The organism is Thermoactinomyces sp. CICC 23799 (genome assembly GCF_016055145.1).
In the GTDB taxonomy this organism is placed as follows: Bacteria; Bacillota; Bacilli; order Thermoactinomycetales; family Thermoactinomycetaceae; genus Thermoactinomyces; species Thermoactinomyces intermedius.
In genome coordinates this window covers 380,882-396,059 of sequence record NZ_JAECVV010000001.1, presented here as the reverse complement: position 1 = coordinate 396,059, position 15,178 = coordinate 380,882, and the positions used below count along the sequence as shown (strand labels likewise).

Sequence of the window (15,178 nt, the reverse complement as noted above, 5' to 3'; positions counted from 1 at the left end):
CTGATTTGTTTCAGTAAGATAAAATTTAATATAGATAAGTATTAAAAATCCAAAGAAGGGGGAGAGACGATGTCTGCCTTCCGATTTATTTTCAGAATATTCATGATTTCGGTGTTGACACTGGCTCCTTGTCTCTTCGGGGTCTCATCCGCCCATGCCCAAACGGATGAAGACATCCTGAAAGAAGCCGCTTTGTCACCTCCCGGCGCCAATCTTCCCGATTGCAAGCCGAGCGAGGAACATCCTTATCCGGTCATCCTGGTGCCGGGCACTTTTGAAAGCATGGCATTTAACTGGAGCAAACTGTCACCCCTTTTGGCGAAGAAAGGTTATTGCGTATATGCTTTAAACTACGGCATCACCCATCTCGACTTCAGTACCGGACCGATTGAAAAATCTGCCGAAGAATTGAAAGCGTTTGTCGATCAGGTGTTGGAGCAAACCGGCGCGGAGAAAGTTTCCATTGTCGGGCACAGCCAGGGAGGCATGATGCCGCGCTACTATATCAAATACCTGGGCGGGGCGGAAAAAGTGGAAGACCTGATCGGACTGGCTCCATCCAACCACGGAACCATCGGGGTTCTCGGCATTGAACCCATTATGATTCTTCCGGGTCTTTTGGGATGCACGGCATGCGATCAGCAAAAAACCGGCTCTGACTTCCTGAATGATTTAAACGCCGGCGATGAAACCCCGGGAGATGTTTCATACACCGTGATCAGCACCAAATACGATGAAATTGTCGTTCCCTACACCTCCGCCTTTTTGGATGGACCCGAAGACCAAGTGTCCAATATTACGATTCAGGATCAAGTGCCGGCTGATCTGGCGGCTCACCTCGGTATCGCCTTTGATTCCCATGCATATGAATTCGTTTATGATGCCTTGGAGCATGACGGCCCCGCCAACTTTGCACGGGCTGAACAAAAGTGGTTACAAAAAAACGGAAACTGACTTGTTTTCGCACTGAAAAACCGCCTTGCTCCAAGGCGGTTTCCTTTTTATTTCAACCGGATTCGGCATTCTCCCCATGGTTCGTTTTCCCAATACAGCCTGAAATGATCGTTGTCCTCCACTTTTCCCACACCGGCCGGCGTACCGGTAAAAATAATGTCTCCTTCGCCCAGCCCAAAGTGTTCCGCGCAGAAATCCACCAGTTGTTGCGGGGAAAATACCATGTCATCGATGCTTCCCCTTTGCACTCTTTCTTGATTTTTAAACAACGAAAACGATTTCGATGCGCATGCTGCAAGCCCCGGGAACGGTTTCAAATCCGTTAACACCGCTGCATTAGGAAACCCTTTCGCCGGAAGCCAGGGATGTCCTTTTTTCTTTAACCCACTCTGTACATCCCGCAAGGTAAAATCGATGCCGAGCCCCATGTGACTCACCACTTCATCCACGGGTGTCCCTGACGCAACCGGGCGGGAAATCCTTAAAACCCACTCCGCTTCATAATGCACTTCCCCTTTGGTTCCCGGAAGCGAAAGAACCCTTCCGTCCGCTTTGGCCAGTGAATGGGTCGGCTTTAAAAAAACCAACGGGGCCTCCGGCACTTCATTGCCCAACTCTTTCGCGTGCAACCGGTAGTTTCTGCCGATGCAATAAATATTTCGGATGGTATACATAAACAATCCTCCCCAGTAAGGAATCCTCGAAATTTAACATACCATTTTTTCCGGTCCCGCGGTTCAATTTTCTGAATCTCCTTCTGAAAGTCCCGGCGCCAAGATGTATATTTTTCCAAATCCTTCGGGAAACTAGGTCTTGTATTAAAGGAGGGGTTTAGCACAATGATTCACTTCGCATTGTTTGGAGATTATGAAAGAACACCGGATTTAAAACGCTTTGCCGAAGGCATCCAACAAGAGATGGAAGAACACGGTTTTAAACGGGTATCCACCGAGTTTCCGCAACTTCAATTGGTGCTGAATTTCGTGGATCCAAACCGTCCGAAACCTTTTCGCCGCAAAGGAAACGGAACGTTTGTCGTGTCCATCACCGAGGTTGATGAGCCCGTATCCGATACCCTGAAAACCGGTTATCCGATCTTGATCCGTTCCCTGGGAAACCTGATGATTTTCATTGATCGTTCCCGTCCCGTTTCGTCCACGCATTTCATCACGCTGGAACAGGGATGTTACGCCGTCTCCCGTCCGGAAGACGATGACCGCTATTTCCAAGAAGTTTTCGAGCGCTTGCGTCCCTTGGCCACTTCCCGTCTGGTCATCAACAATATTTTTCACCCCGATCTCCCCGAAGACCTGTGGGAGGGGGATGAAACCAGCGAAAGCATCTCCCGGGCGGGCAAAAAACTGGATGAAATGAACCTGCTTCCCGCGCCGTTTCCGATCCAGGAATTGTTGCCTCCCAGAGAATTCCGCCATATCAAGCGTTTATACGGCATCGGCGGGCTCAGTTACGGCAACCTGAGTGCCCGTCGGGATAAAAATGAATTCTGGATGAGCGCCAGCGGTGTCAACAAAGGAAACCTGAGACGGATCGGAAAGGATATTTTGCTGGTGAAAGGGTATGATGAAGACCAGTCGGCCATGGAATTGAGCGTTCCTTCCAATATCAAGCCCAACCGCGTTTCGGTGGATGCCATCGAGCATTGGATGATTTACAACGAGCACCCTGAAGTCGGAGCCATTGTGCATATCCACGCTTGGATGGAAGGAGTCCCTTCCACGGAAATCAATTATCCATGCGGAACCGTACAACTGGCCGAAGCGGTTGCCGGCCTGATCCGCGAAGCCGAAGATCCATCCCGGGCCGTGATCGGGTTGAAAAACCACGGCCTGACCATTACCGGAAGAGACCTTGACGATATTTTTGAACGGATTGAAGGCAAAATCATTCCGCAGGTTCCGATGAGTTAAAAGGATGAAATGGAATGAGCAACCCTGTTGTTCTGGTAACCGGCGCAACCAGCGGGATCGGAGAAGCCATTGCCCGAAAGTTGCCGGATCAGGGATATGTCCCGGTTCTGCTCGGAAGGAGAGCCTCCCGTTTAAAAGAAATCCATCGCGAACTCAACCGGGGATCTTATTATCCCTGTGACATCACCAACGAAGCGGAAGTCAAACCGGTCGTGGAGGAAATCATCCAAACTTACGGCCGGGTTGACGTGTTGATCAATAATGCCGGCTATGGGTGTTTTGGCGGGTTTTTGGATGTTTCGCCGGAGGACTACCGGGGGATGATGGAGACCAATTATTTGGGCGCCGTCCGTATGGTCCGCCACGTCCTGCCGCACATGCTGCGTGCCGGGCACGGACGGATCATCAACATCGCTTCCCTGGCCGGATTGACCGGCATCCCAAACCTCGCCGGATATTGTGCAAGCAAATTTGCCTTGATCGGCTTTTCGGAAGCTCTGAATTTGGAGTACGCACCGGTGATCCGGGTGGGAGTTCTTTGCCCGGGACCCGTCATGACGCCTTTTTTCAGGGGAGAAAATCCCCGCCGCCATTTCCCTCCCCTGATCGCCGGCCAAATGTTAAAGGCCGAGGAAGTCGCCCGTTATGCCTTGAAAATGATCAAGCATCCCAAAACTGTGGTGATTCCCAAAAAGTTGAAATGGGCGCTTCAATTGCGTAAATGGTTTCCCTCCCTTTATTTTTGGGCCACCCGGCGAATTTACCGGCAACTGGACCCAAACCCGCACAAAAGTCCATCTCATTCCGTATCTGAAATTTAAGGGGGAGTGTCACCATGTATTTTTTCGTGGTCAATCAATTATCCGGCAATGGGCGGGGAAAAACGGTCTGGTCTTATATCCATCGCAGATTAAAAGAACTGGGCGTGGAATATGAGGCATTCTTCACGCAAGAAGCGGGAGATGCCACCCGGATTGTCAATGACATCAAACAACATCACCCGGTCAAAGCCGTGGTCGCCGTCGGCGGGGACGGCACCGTGAACGAAGTGGGAAGCGGGCTCATCGGCACCGATATTCCCATGGGGTATATCCCGGCCGGAACCGGAAATGATTTTGCCTTGGGGCATCAGATTCCCCTGGATCCGGAATTTGCATTAAAACGAATTTTGCGGCACCAAACCTACCAGGTGGACACCGCCAAAATGAACAACCGTTGCCTGATCAGCTTCGGCGGTGCGGGATTTGATGCCAAAGTGGCCAATGCGGTCCGAATGAAAAGATGGGAAAAGCAGTGGTTCGGGCGCTTGACTTACGGCTTGGAAGCCTTGAAAGTCTTCCGTTCGTACACTCCGCAGCCCGTCACCCTGACCGTGGATGGCGTTCGCTATGATTACGAACATGTCTGGCTGATTGCGGTGTCCAACATTCCGAACTTTGCCGGCGGAATCAAAATATGCCCCCAGGCAGAAAAAAACGACGGCCTGCTGGATCTCTGTTGCATTCAAAACCTCAGCTCCTTTGAGTTTCTCCGCCTGTTCCCGACGGCTTATTCCGGCAAGCACACCCGGCACAAATCCGTGATTTTCCACCGCGGCAAAGAATTCACCATCACGCCGCAAGGTTCTTGTCTGGCCCATGTGGATGGCGAAATCCTGGATGAAACCCCCATCACGGTCAAAGTGGTGCCAAAGTCTTTAACCGTTCTTTAAAATGCCGGAAAACACCAAAAGCCGATTTATCAACAAAACCGGCTTTTGTTTGAAAAGGATGCTATTCTCCGCGGTAATTCGGCTTTCTTTTTTCGCCAAAAGCTTGAATGCCTTCCAGGAAGTCTTTGGTTTTCCCCGCTTGTTCCTGAACCACGGCTTCATACTCTAGCGCTTCTTCAATCGTCGTTTCCATCCCGCGGTAAATCGCTTTTTTCGTTAATCCGATGGCCACCGTGGGCCCTTGTGCCAACTGCTTGGCCAGTGCCATCGCCTCATCCAGCAGTTTGTCTTCCTCCGCCAATTGGTTGGCCAGCCCGATCCGGACGGCTTCTTCCGCTTCCACATCCCGTCCGGTCATCGCGATCTCCAATGCCCTTCCCAGCCCGACCAACCGGGGCAAAAAGTAGCTGGAACCGCTGTCGGGAGCCAATCCGATCCTGACAAAAGCTTCGACAAAACGGGTGCGAGGGGTGATCACACGCAGGTCGCAAGCCAGCGCCAAACTGCAACCGGCCCCGGCCGCCACGCCATTTACCGCGGCAATAATGGGTTTTTTCAGATCCATGATAGCTTGAATCAAAGGGTTATAACGGGAGCGCACACTCTCGCCCAATGAAATTTCATCCCCCTTGGTGACAATGGCCGACCGGTCATTCAAATCTTGTCCCGAGCAAAACGCTTTTCCTTCCCCGGTCAAAACCACGGCCCGGACTTTCGGATCTTCGTTTACCTTTCGCAAAGTTGCTGTCAATTCTTCGGCCAATTGGCGGTTGATGGCATTATACACTTGGGGACGGTTCAGCCGGATCAGGCCGACGCCGTCTTGTATGGTCAGGACAACGGTTTTTTCTTCCATTTGAACCCCTCCAAACGGCTGCGTTATTATTTTTTTGTTAATAGAATCTATTTCAATCATAATATAAAAAATGAAAATTCGCCAAATTAATTCATAAAAAACAGCCCATCTTTCCGATGGACTGAACAACTTACGACAAAGCTTTGACCCGCTGCAACCGGAGGGCATTCAGCACCACGGAGACGGAACTGAAAGCCATGGCCGCTCCTGCCAGCCAGGGAGCCAGGAATCCGGCCGCGGCGACGGGAATTCCCAAGCTGTTGTACGCCAAAGCCCAGAACAGATTTTGTTTGATATTGGCCATGGTTTTCCGGCTCATCCACAGCGCATCGGCCACCTGCTCGAGATTCCCGCGCATCAAGGTGACATCTGCGGTTTCCATCGCGACATCGGTTCCGGTTCCCATCGCAATGCCCAGATCGGCCGCCGCGAGAGCCGGCGCATCGTTGATGCCGTCCCCGACCATCGCCACTTTTTCCCCTTGTCTCTGCCACTGATAAACCACTTCCGCTTTTCCTTCCGGCAACACTTCGGCCGAAACATCTTCAATGCCGACCTGTTTGGCAATGGCACGGGCCGTCCGTTCATTATCGCCTGTGATCATCCTCACTTTCAGCCCCATTTGTTTCAACTTTTCGATCGCTGCGCGGGAAGTTTCTTTCACCGTATCGGCAACGGCCAAAATCCCGGCGCATTTTTGGTCTATTGCGATGATCACGGCTGTTTTCCCTTGTTTTTCGAGCCGGACCAATTCCTCCTCAATCAAATTCGTTTCAATTCCGTTTTGTGCCATCAACCGGCGGGTTCCCAGCAAAACTTCCCGTCCGTCCAGCACGGCTTTGACCCCGTGGCCGGGTATTGCTTCAAAGGAGTCGGGATCTTGCAATGTCACTCCTTCTTTCACAATCCCGTTCACAATGGCCTGCGCCAACGGATGCTCGGAATGTTTTTCCGCCGATCCGGCCCGGCGCAAAACGTTTTTTCTCTCTTCCGGATGAAAGATGATGATATCGGTCAATTCAGGTTTCCCGTGGGTGATCGTTCCGGTTTTATCAAACAAAACCATCGTGATTTGCTGCGCCTTTTCCAAATGTTCGCCGCCTTTAAACAAAATGCCCCATTCCGCAGCCCGGCCGGAACCGGCCATAATCGAAACGGGCGTGGCCAGCCCCAAGGCACAAGGACAGGCAATCACCAACACAGCCATCGCTTTCTCCAAGGCGCCCTGAAATTGACCAGGCTCCAAACCGAAAAACCAAAGCAAAAACGTAAGCACGCTGATCCCCAACACAACGGGAACAAAAATCCCCGAAATCCGGTCTGCAATCCGTTGGATCGGCGCCTTGGAGCCTTGCGCTTCCTGAACCACCCGTATAATCTGTGCCAGCGCCGTCTCTTCCCCGACTTTTGTCGCCTTAAAGAGGAGCCGGCCTTGCCGGTTGATGGTGGCGCCGATCACCGGGTCGCCCGCCTGTTTTTCCACCGGGATGCTTTCACCGGTCAACATGGATTCATCGACGGACGAACGTCCCTTGACCACCTCTCCGTCCACCGGGATCTGCTCGCCCGGCTTCACAAGAATCAGATCCCCCGGCTTGACTTCTTCCACCGGGACGGCTACCTCCTTGCCGTCTTTCAAGACCAATGCTTTTTTGGCTTTCAACCGCATCAACTTGGATATGGCATCCGAGGCTTTTCCTTTGGCCCGGGATTCCAGCAATTTGCCAAGCAAAATGAGTGTGATTAAAACGGCGCTGGTTTCAAAGTACAATCCCTGCTCATGAATGCGGGAAGCCGGTTGAGTCAACATCACATACAAACTGTAAAAATAGGCCGCCGAGGTGCCGAGTGCCACCAGCACATCCATATTGGCGCTGCGGTTGCGCAACGCCTTCCATGCTCCGCGGTAAAACGGAGCCCCGATCACAAATTGCACCGGTGTGGCCAAAATCCATTGGACCCAAGGGTTCATGAGAACAGACGGAACCGGGATCCAATGAAAGAAAGAAAAATGGGCGGCCATGGTCCACAGAAGCGGGATGGAAAATGCCAACGCCGCATAAAACCGGACTCTTTTTTTCTTCCATTCTTCCTCTTTCCGCTTCCCTGACTCCGCACTTTTCGGCTTTGCCCCGAATCCCAACCGTTCCACCCGTTGCACCACGTCGGATACGGCCAAGGTCCCCGGGTAATAAGCGACCCGCGCCGATTCAGTTGCCAGGTTGACGGAAGCATTGGCAACTTCCGGGATCCGGTTCAACACTTTTTCAATCCGGCTGGCACAGGCGGCACAGGTCATCCCGGTAATCTCCATATCCACTTCTTCTTTGGGAACGCGGTAGCCGAGATCTTGAATGATCTTCTCCATCTCCGGCAACCGGACTTGCTTCGGGTCATAAACGATATGGGCTTCTTCCATGCCCAAGTGAACATGGACCGAATCGACACCGTTTAACTTTGAAAGACGTTTTTCGATCCGGTTGGCACAGGCCGCACAAGACATCCCTTCCACCGGCAACCGAATCGAGCTGAGTTCACTGGACAACGAAAACGCCTCCTGCTGTGATGCAATTTATGAAAGGACATCAAACCCTTGATCTTCAATGGTTTGCTTGATTTTGTCCAAATCAGCCGTCTGTTCATCAAAATCCACATCGACCATTCCTTTGGACAAATTAACTTTGGCTGCAACCCCGATTCGTTTTAATGCTTCCTCGACCGATTTGACGCAATGCTCACAGGACATTCCGGCAACCCGAATTTGTTCCTTCATTTTATCTGTTCCTCCTGCTGTTACAAAGTTTTTTACATCTTCTTACATCTTTATTATAGGATACCCCCCCACCGTATGCAACCGGTGGCTCCATTTTCCTTCCATTTTGTCAAATCATATTCCTTTCAAGGAACCTTCCCTTTGACAAATTTTTAAACTCCCGGGAAGCAACAAGCAGCCCGGATTTCCCATCCAGGCTGCTTTCACATCAATATTTGTTGATCTTGAAATTTTGGCGCAGAAGCTTCCAGTTCTCCGGGAAATCCTCACCCAAAACCCAATAACTGACACCCCGGAGACCGTATTCTTTGATCAGATTATGCTTCGCCTGCATGCTTTGTTCATTTTCATACCAAATCACATGCTTTTTCCCTTGTTCATCCCGGTAGTAAAAGTAAGGAGCTTCATCCCGGTTGTTATACTCCACCTTCAACCCTCGTTTTTTGGCAAACGTTTCGGCTTCATGCGGAGCAATCCGTTTCGCCGGAGGGCCTCCTTTTTTATAGGGAAGCGTCCAGTCATAACCGTAGAGCGGCGCTCCCATCACAATTTTTTCCGGGGGAATTTTTTGGACGGCATAATCCACCACTTTCCGAACTTGGGGAAGTGGAGCCACAGCCATCGGAGGTCCGCCGGTCCATCCCCACTCATACGTCATTAAAATGACAAAGTCGGCAATCTTCCCATGAAACGCATAATCATGTGCCCCGTGCCAAGCTCCGGCCTGTTCGCCGCTGCTTTTGGGAGCCAAGGCAGTCGACACCACATATCCGTGTTTTTTCATCCGGGGCACAAAGGTTTCCAAAAACCCGTGGTACAGCTCACGATCTTTTTCGTAGATGTGTTCAAAATCAATGTTGATCGCCTTGTACCCTTTTTCCTTCATCACTTGTTCGACTTGATTCATCAGCCGGTTGAGGGATTGCCGGTTTGTAAAAATTTGATGAGCCAAATCGGGTTGGAAATTTCCATCTGCAAAATTGGTCAGCACCAGCATCGGAACGGCCTTGTTTTGAATGGCCTGAAGCGGTTTTTCATCCTTCAGGGGGATCAAACTCCCATCCGGCCGGACCTGGTAACTGAAAAAGGCAACATATGTTAAATCGCGGACCGCTTCCAATGCATCCTCCACCGCTCGATCCGGGGAAGTGGCTTCCAAAAAGCCGATGCTTTCGATGCGTTTGGTTTTTCCTTTCAGATTCAGCTCATTTTCTCCTCTTTCATCCGGCAAGACCCTTCCCCGGCTTGAAATGGGCTCATTCCCGGGTTGACCGTTCCGGTCCACCACTTGCCGGGGAGTGGCATCATGCTCCGGACTTCCTTGGTTTTTGGCACATCCCGTCAACGCAATCAGTACGGAAAACATCACAATTAAAAATTTTTTCATCTGAATCACCCTGTCTATAATATCCCTCTGATTTCTTTTCTCATGCATCCTTCCGCCTTTATAAAAACTTTCTCCGACATGATGTCATTGTCATCTTTGAATGAACATCCCGATGCACCGGCGCGCCGGTGAAACGGATTTCCGGCTACGGAGTTCGCCAAAAAACATTAAAGAAAAAACATCTCAAAAATAAATTTAAAAACCTCAAACATTATCCCGGGCAAAGAACCGGTTTTTTAAAAAAATTTGGTTAAAATCGGTTGTATAATAGTGACGAAAGCGATAGAATTTTGAATGAAGATTTCTGATTCGAGAAGGGAGATGGACCGTGAATTCACAATGGAAAGCAAAAATCCAATCCATTGCGGATAAAGAAGAAAAGATTTTGCAAAAATTATTAAATTATGCTCCTCAACCTCATCTGACCGAAGTGATGGACAACTGCTCTCTTTGTTACAAAAAAACACACCGTTTACATATACGCATCGTTGAAGATCCCGAGGGGCTTTTTGAAGACGGGGTCAAAGTTTGCAAAAAATGTGCTGAAAAGTGCGGATTATCGGAATTGCTCAATGAAAAATCCGCATCCTATCACGGTCTGACTGAAGCCATTTTGCGAATTCGCGGAGAAATCGGTTTAAAAAATTTATCGGATTAGCAGGATTTTAAACACACATCGCAAATAAAGTAATAGAAAATGATCAAGCGAGGTGAAATCATGCGATTCCACAAACTTTGTTGTGGCGAGCCCCCGGCTGTGTAAATACATAATTTATAATTGTCAGAATTATTGTGAAAAGGTTGCCATCTGTTAAAAATAGTTGGTAACCTTTTTATTTTTAACCAAAATCAATCTTTCCGATGCAAAACCCTTTGTCTTTCACAGAAATTTTCATCATTATTTCGTATGTTAAATATTACTTATATTAAATAACCGGTTGGGATTATAATGTTGTTGTGTGCCACAACAAAGGAGGAACATCATGAACTCAAAAAAAAAGCAACTTTCAACTTGTCGTCGCATCTTTACTGCTGGCGATCTTCATGTCGGCCATGGACAATACCATTGTCGCGACAGCCATGGGGACGATCGTCGGGGAATTGGGGGGATTGGACCAATTCGTTTGGGTCACCTCCGCTTACATGGTCACATATATGGCCGGAATGCCCATCTTCGGAAAACTGTCGGACATGTACGGGCGAAAACGTTTTTTTATCTTCGGTCTGGCAGTCTTCATGATCGGTTCAGCACTTTGCGGAACCGCACAAACCATTGTCCAGCTGAGCATTTACCGGGCCATCCAGGGAATCGGCGGCGGCGCCTTGATGCCCATTGCCTTTACCATTGTTTTTGACATCTTCCCGCCGGAACAAAGAGGGAAAATGACCGGATTGCTCGGGGCGGTTTTTGGTTCATCCAGTGTCGCCGGCCCCCTGCTCGGTGCTTATATTACCGATTACATCAGCTGACATTGGATTTTTTATGTCAATTTACCCATCGGAATCATTTCCCTTGTTCTGATTCTCACAGCTTACAAAGAGTCGGATAACCATGAAAAACAATCCATTGACTGGTGGGGAGCCGTCACCCTGGTCACTGCCGTGGTCAGCCTCATGTTTGCCCTCGAACTGGGAGGTAAAGAGTATGCTTGGAACTCCCTTCCCATCATCAGTTTATTTGTCATCTTTGCGGTCTTTTTTCTTGTGTTCTTGTACGTTGAAACCAAAGCAAAAGAACCGATTATTTCCTTCTGGATGTTTAAACGCCGGTTATTTGCCGCCAGCCAAATCGCCGTTTTCTTATATGGCGCCACTTTTGTCGTGTTGACCGTATATATCCCGATCTTTGTGCAAGCGGTGTACGGCGGGTCCGCCACCAATGCGGGACTGATCCTGACCCCGATGATGCTCGGGTCGGTTGTCGGAAGCGCGATCGGCGGTATCTTCCAAACCAAGACCAGTTATCGTAATCTGATGATCCTCTCGATCATTGCTTATGCCGCCGGAATGACCTTGCTCAGCACCATGACGCCCGAAACGGCACGGTGGCTGGTCACCATCTACATGGTCATCGCCGGATTTGGAGTCGGATTTTCTTTTTCACTGCTGCCCATCGCATCCGTGCACAACATGGATGCCAAACACCGCGGTTCGGCAAACTCAACCAACTCCTTCTTCCGCTCTCTCGGCATGACCATCGGGATCACCTTATTCGGCTCCCTGCAAAACCGCTTTTTTACGGATCAATTGGATTTTGGCGGGATGCAGAGAGGACACGGGCCATCTTTTGACCTCAACGACCCGCAAGGACTCTTTGAGCCCGGTGCCCGTGCCGCGATCCCCGATTTCATTCTGGATAAAATCGTGGACGCCATGTCTTCATCGATCACCCATATCTTTGCCCTGGCTTTGATCCCGATCGCGCTGGCAGCCATAGCCATTCTGTTCATGGGTGACACCCGGGTGAAGCTTAGCAAAAAGCCTGTCGTCTCAACCCATGAATAACCCGTTTCAAAAAGCAGTGCCATGAAAAGGCGCTGCTTTTTTTGTCCTCAAAATAAGCGGCAAAAATGACCGGTTTCTTTTTATGGGCTTTCATCCAAGCCGGTTTATTGCCTTCTGAATAGGATAGTCACACATGGATCCATGAGATCGTCTCGCCATGGGAGGATATATACATGAAAGCAATCCAATTAAACAAACTGGCCCAAATCATGGGCGGAAGATTGACTGCAGGTTCCCCGTCAAAAATCGTCCAGTCCCTCAATTTTGGAAATCCAAAACAATTGAAACCGCACCAAGTGTACTTTTACACCCGCAAAATCCGGTGGCACGAAAAGCAACTGCCGGCCATTCAACGGATCCGCCCGCTCGCCGTCGTGCTTCCCGCACACCTCTCTGCCCGGGGAATCCCGCCGGGCACTTCGATCATCCGGGTGCAAGATGCTTATCAGGCTTTTTTTAAAGCCGGTCTTTGGAACTGGAAACAATGCCCGGCCAGAGTGATCGGCATCACGGGAAGTGCGGGCAAAACGACCACAACCGAAATGGTGGCTTCCATTTTGAAATATCGTGCGCCGATGGTGAAAACCCATCGCAACTTGAACACGTTTTCTTTTTTGCCAACGTATCTGACCCGGTTGACCGGCAAAGAAAAATTGCTCCTCTTGGAAATGGGAATGAAATCGCTCAATAACATCCGCAAACAATGCCAAATCGTCCGGCCCGAGATCGGTGCCGTCACCAATGTCGGAGAAGCGCATGCGGGCAGCTTGGGTGGACTTCATCTCATCGTAAAAGCCAAACAGGAACTGGTGGATGGTGTCCGCAAAAACGGAACCTTGATCTTAAATGCGGACGACCCGCGGTCAAGAAAACTGAAAACCAACCGCTTCCAGGGAAAAATCCTTACCTTCGGCATCCGCAATCCGGCCCACATCCGGGGAAAAAACATCCGTTATACCCGAAACGGGATGGCCTTTGACACCGTGCTTCAGGGACGTTCGTTCCCCGTCCGGATCCCTGTCTTCGGCACACACAATGTTTATAACGCCCTGACCGCCATCGGGGTTGCCTGGGCTTATGGAACCACGATTCCGGAAATTCAAAAAGGGCTCGCCACCTTTAAAGCGCCGAAAATGCGCTTGGAATTCATCCGTACAAAATCCGGGCGCATCCTGATCAATGATGCTTGGAACGCCAATCCAACAGCTCTCAGAGCCGGATTGGACGTCCTGAAAAATGTCAGCGGATCCCGCCCCAAGATTGCCGTTTTGGGCGATATGCTGGAGCTCGGGGAATATTCACATCAAGCTCACCGGCAATCAGGGAAATATGCGGCCCGCTTGGGATTGACCCAACTCATCACTTTGGGGAAACGCGGAAAAATCATCGCACGGTCCGCTGTCGCCAATGGAATGAGCCCCCAAAGGGTTCTGGCTTGTGATGATTTCCGGCAAGCATTGCACCACTTGGCAAGAACCCCGAAAAATGCAGTCATCTATTTCAAAGCCTCCCGTTCCCTGCATTTCGAAAAGCTCGTCAGGCAATTAAAAAGGCTGTAACGGAAAAAAGCCGCCCTTTCCTTACGTAAGGGCAGCTTTTTTTTCGAATGCTTTTCCAATGACATATCCCAGCAAGCTTCCGATCACTGCCGGCACCAGCCAACCGATTCCCTGGTCATAAAGCGGCAATACCTCAAGCCATGAAAAATCAAACCCGAAGATACCGGTAAGCGTATCCAAAACACTGATCAGAAAGGCGCCTGATATTCCTCCGGCATACACCGCACGATAACCATGAAAGGATGAGTGCAGGAAAGACAATAAGATCAAGACAATCACCGCCGGATAAATCATGCTGAGAACCGGCACGGAAAATGCAATCAGCTGGGTTAATCCGACATTGGCAACAAAGGCACTGAATACGGTTACAATCAACAACCATTTTTTATAGGAAAGTTTCGGGAAAACCCGGTTTAAAAATTGCGCACAGGATGTCGAAAGCCCGACCGAAGTCGTCAAACAAGCAAGCAAAACAACGATCCCCAAAAGAACGGAACCGTATGAGCCAAAAAGTTCAAAAGCAATCGCCGTTAAAATTTCACCGCCGTTGTCCATCATCCCCAACTGCTGGCTGGTGGCTCCCATATAAGCCAGTGAAAAATACACAAAAGCCAGACAAGTAACCGCTATCAAACCGGCTTTCAGTGTTGTGGCGGCCACTTTTTTCCGGTCACGGATTCCGTCATCGCGAATGGCTGCCACCACCATTCCCCCAAACACCAATGCACTCAGCGCATCCAACGTCAAATAGCCGTCAAGAAATCCCTGGAAAAATGGAAATTGCGCATAGGCATCCGTCGGGGTTCCCAAATCTCCGACCGGATGAAACAAGCTTCGGAGAAAGAGCACGACAATCAACGTCAACAAGACCGGGGTCAGGATCTTTCCGACACGGTCAATCACTTTGGAAGGGTTCAAACTGATCAACAATGTAATCAGAAAATAAATAATTGTGAAAACAGGCAAAGCCCATACCGCTTCCCGGATGGCATCCGGCAGGAAAGACAAGCCCATTTCAAAAGAAACCGTTCCGGTCCGGGGAATTCCAAAGAAAGGACCAATGGACAAATAAACAATCAAACTTAAAATCAGACCAAATACCGGATGGATGCGGCTTCCGATTTCTTGCAAACCGCCGTCAGACAAACCGACTGCAATCACAGCCAACAACGGAAGGCCGATTCCGGTGACCGCAAAACCAAGCATCGCCGTGAAGAACTGGTCTCCGGCCCCTTGCCCCAACAGCGGCGGAAAAATTAAATTTCCGGCGCCAAAAAATAATGAAAACAACATCAAACCGATTGTGAGTAATTTGGTGTTCTTAAGCATTGAAGATGTCTCCTTTTTGTTCTGTTGCAACCATTGCCGCATTTTGAAATGCACAGGCGAACTTTTTTTCTTCTGTGCATTTTCAGTATATTTATTATTTACAGACTATAATTTAACAGTACAATGCATTATAAAAACTTTTATTCCCCGCTGTCAACAAACCACTTTATGGAAAA

At 49.7% G+C, this 15,178-nt stretch carries 12 protein-coding genes and 1 pseudogene; 7 read left to right on the top strand and 6 right to left on the bottom strand.

The window, feature by feature from the left end; genetic code table 11:
* The first annotated feature begins 69 nt into the window (after positions 1-69).
* Positions 70-954 carry an alpha/beta fold hydrolase gene (locus tag I8U21_RS02140; protein ID WP_304650711.1) on the top strand — a complete coding sequence of 295 codons (885 nt, stop codon included), beginning with the start codon at positions 70-72 and terminating at the stop codon, positions 952-954.
* Between the two features lie 47 nt (positions 955-1,001).
* Here I8U21_RS02140 and I8U21_RS02135 read toward each other — a convergent pair whose 3' ends face one another.
* Positions 1,002-1,628, bottom strand: coding sequence for a fumarylacetoacetate hydrolase family protein (locus I8U21_RS02135; protein ID WP_181732870.1), 627 nt, complete (start codon positions 1,626-1,628; stop codon positions 1,002-1,004).
* A gap of 165 nt (positions 1,629-1,793) precedes the next feature.
* Here I8U21_RS02135 and I8U21_RS02130 point away from each other — a divergent pair, with 165 nt between their 5' ends.
* From I8U21_RS02130 to I8U21_RS02120, 3 genes are read left to right on the top strand one after another with little or no spacing between them, the layout of a single operon-like run.
* Entirely contained in the window at positions 1,794-2,882 is a 1,089-nt protein-coding gene (locus I8U21_RS02130; RefSeq protein WP_181732869.1) for a class II aldolase/adducin family protein, read from the top strand.
* A gap of 14 nt (positions 2,883-2,896) precedes the next feature.
* The gene (locus I8U21_RS02125) at positions 2,897-3,703 is read left to right on the top strand and encodes an SDR family NAD(P)-dependent oxidoreductase (protein ID WP_181732868.1); all 807 of its coding nucleotides are present in this window, start codon (positions 2,897-2,899) and stop codon (positions 3,701-3,703) included.
* 14 nt (positions 3,704-3,717) lie between these two features.
* Positions 3,718-4,593 (top strand): diacylglycerol/lipid kinase family protein, encoded by an 876-nt coding sequence (locus tag I8U21_RS02120; protein ID WP_181732867.1) that lies wholly within the window; start codon positions 3,718-3,720, stop codon positions 4,591-4,593.
* Between the two features lie 61 nt (positions 4,594-4,654).
* On the opposite strand, the gene I8U21_RS02115 is transcribed toward I8U21_RS02120, so the two are convergent.
* The 4 genes from I8U21_RS02115 to I8U21_RS02100 form a co-directional block, all read right to left on the bottom strand.
* The gene (locus I8U21_RS02115; protein WP_181732866.1) at positions 4,655-5,449 is read right to left on the bottom strand and encodes an enoyl-CoA hydratase/isomerase family protein; all 795 of its coding nucleotides are present in this window, start codon (positions 5,447-5,449) and stop codon (positions 4,655-4,657) included.
* A gap of 130 nt (positions 5,450-5,579) precedes the next feature.
* Positions 5,580-7,994: a heavy metal translocating P-type ATPase gene (locus I8U21_RS02110; protein WP_255516908.1), complete on the bottom strand. Its 2,415-nt coding sequence runs from the start codon at positions 7,992-7,994 to the stop codon at positions 5,580-5,582.
* Between the two features lie 27 nt (positions 7,995-8,021).
* Entirely contained in the window at positions 8,022-8,222 is a 201-nt protein-coding gene (locus tag I8U21_RS02105) for a copper ion binding protein (RefSeq protein WP_181732865.1), read from the bottom strand.
* A gap of 208 nt (positions 8,223-8,430) precedes the next feature.
* Positions 8,431-9,609 (bottom strand): glycosyl hydrolase family 18 protein, encoded by a 1,179-nt coding sequence (locus I8U21_RS02100; protein ID WP_198053163.1) that lies wholly within the window; start codon positions 9,607-9,609, stop codon positions 8,431-8,433.
* Positions 9,610-9,937: 328 nt separating this feature from the next.
* On the opposite strand from I8U21_RS02100, the gene I8U21_RS02095 reads away from it, so the two are divergent.
* The 3 genes and pseudogenes from I8U21_RS02095 (at position 9,938) to I8U21_RS02085 (ending at position 13,673) form a co-directional block, all read left to right on the top strand.
* The gene (locus I8U21_RS02095; protein WP_181732863.1) at positions 9,938-10,267 is read left to right on the top strand and encodes a hypothetical protein; all 330 of its coding nucleotides are present in this window, start codon (positions 9,938-9,940) and stop codon (positions 10,265-10,267) included.
* 386 nt (positions 10,268-10,653) lie between these two features.
* Positions 10,654-12,114, top strand: a pseudogene (locus tag I8U21_RS02090) (MDR family MFS transporter).
* Between the two features lie 173 nt (positions 12,115-12,287).
* Complete coding sequence (locus I8U21_RS02085) at positions 12,288-13,673, top strand: UDP-N-acetylmuramoyl-tripeptide--D-alanyl-D-alanine ligase (protein ID WP_198053162.1); 1,386 nt, start codon at positions 12,288-12,290, stop codon at positions 13,671-13,673.
* A gap of 21 nt (positions 13,674-13,694) precedes the next feature.
* Here the strand turns inward: I8U21_RS02085 and brnQ are convergent, their stop codons facing one another.
* On the bottom strand, positions 13,695-15,002 hold the full coding sequence (gene brnQ, locus I8U21_RS02080; RefSeq protein ID WP_181732861.1) for a branched-chain amino acid transport system II carrier protein: 1,308 nt from the start codon (positions 15,000-15,002) through the stop codon (positions 13,695-13,697).
* Positions 15,003-15,178: the final 176 nt, after the last annotated feature.

Bases quoted from the DNA above. Each gene is read 5' to 3' on its own strand.
- I8U21_RS02125 (WP_181732868.1), top strand. From the start codon at position 2,897: ATGAGCAACCCTGTTGTTCTGGTAACCGGCGCAACCAGCGGGATCGGA.
- I8U21_RS02130 (WP_181732869.1), top strand. From the start codon at position 1,794: ATGATTCACTTCGCATTGTTTGGAGATTATGAAAGAACACCGGATTTA.
- I8U21_RS02140 (WP_304650711.1), top strand. From the start codon at position 70: ATGTCTGCCTTCCGATTTATTTTCAGAATATTCATGATTTCGGTGTTG.
- I8U21_RS02085 (WP_198053162.1), top strand. From the start codon at position 12,288: ATGAAAGCAATCCAATTAAACAAACTGGCCCAAATCATGGGCGGAAGA.
- brnQ (WP_181732861.1), bottom strand. From the start codon at position 15,002: ATGCTTAAGAACACCAAATTACTCACAATCGGTTTGATGTTGTTTTCA.
- I8U21_RS02135 (WP_181732870.1), bottom strand. From the start codon at position 1,628: ATGTATACCATCCGAAATATTTATTGCATCGGCAGAAACTACCGGTTG.
- I8U21_RS02120 (WP_181732867.1), top strand. From the start codon at position 3,718: ATGTATTTTTTCGTGGTCAATCAATTATCCGGCAATGGGCGGGGAAAA.
- I8U21_RS02100 (WP_198053163.1), bottom strand. From the start codon at position 9,609: ATGAAAAAATTTTTAATTGTGATGTTTTCCGTACTGATTGCGTTGACG.
- I8U21_RS02115 (WP_181732866.1), bottom strand. From the start codon at position 5,449: ATGGAAGAAAAAACCGTTGTCCTGACCATACAAGACGGCGTCGGCCTG.
- I8U21_RS02105 (WP_181732865.1), bottom strand. From the start codon at position 8,222: ATGAAGGAACAAATTCGGGTTGCCGGAATGTCCTGTGAGCATTGCGTC.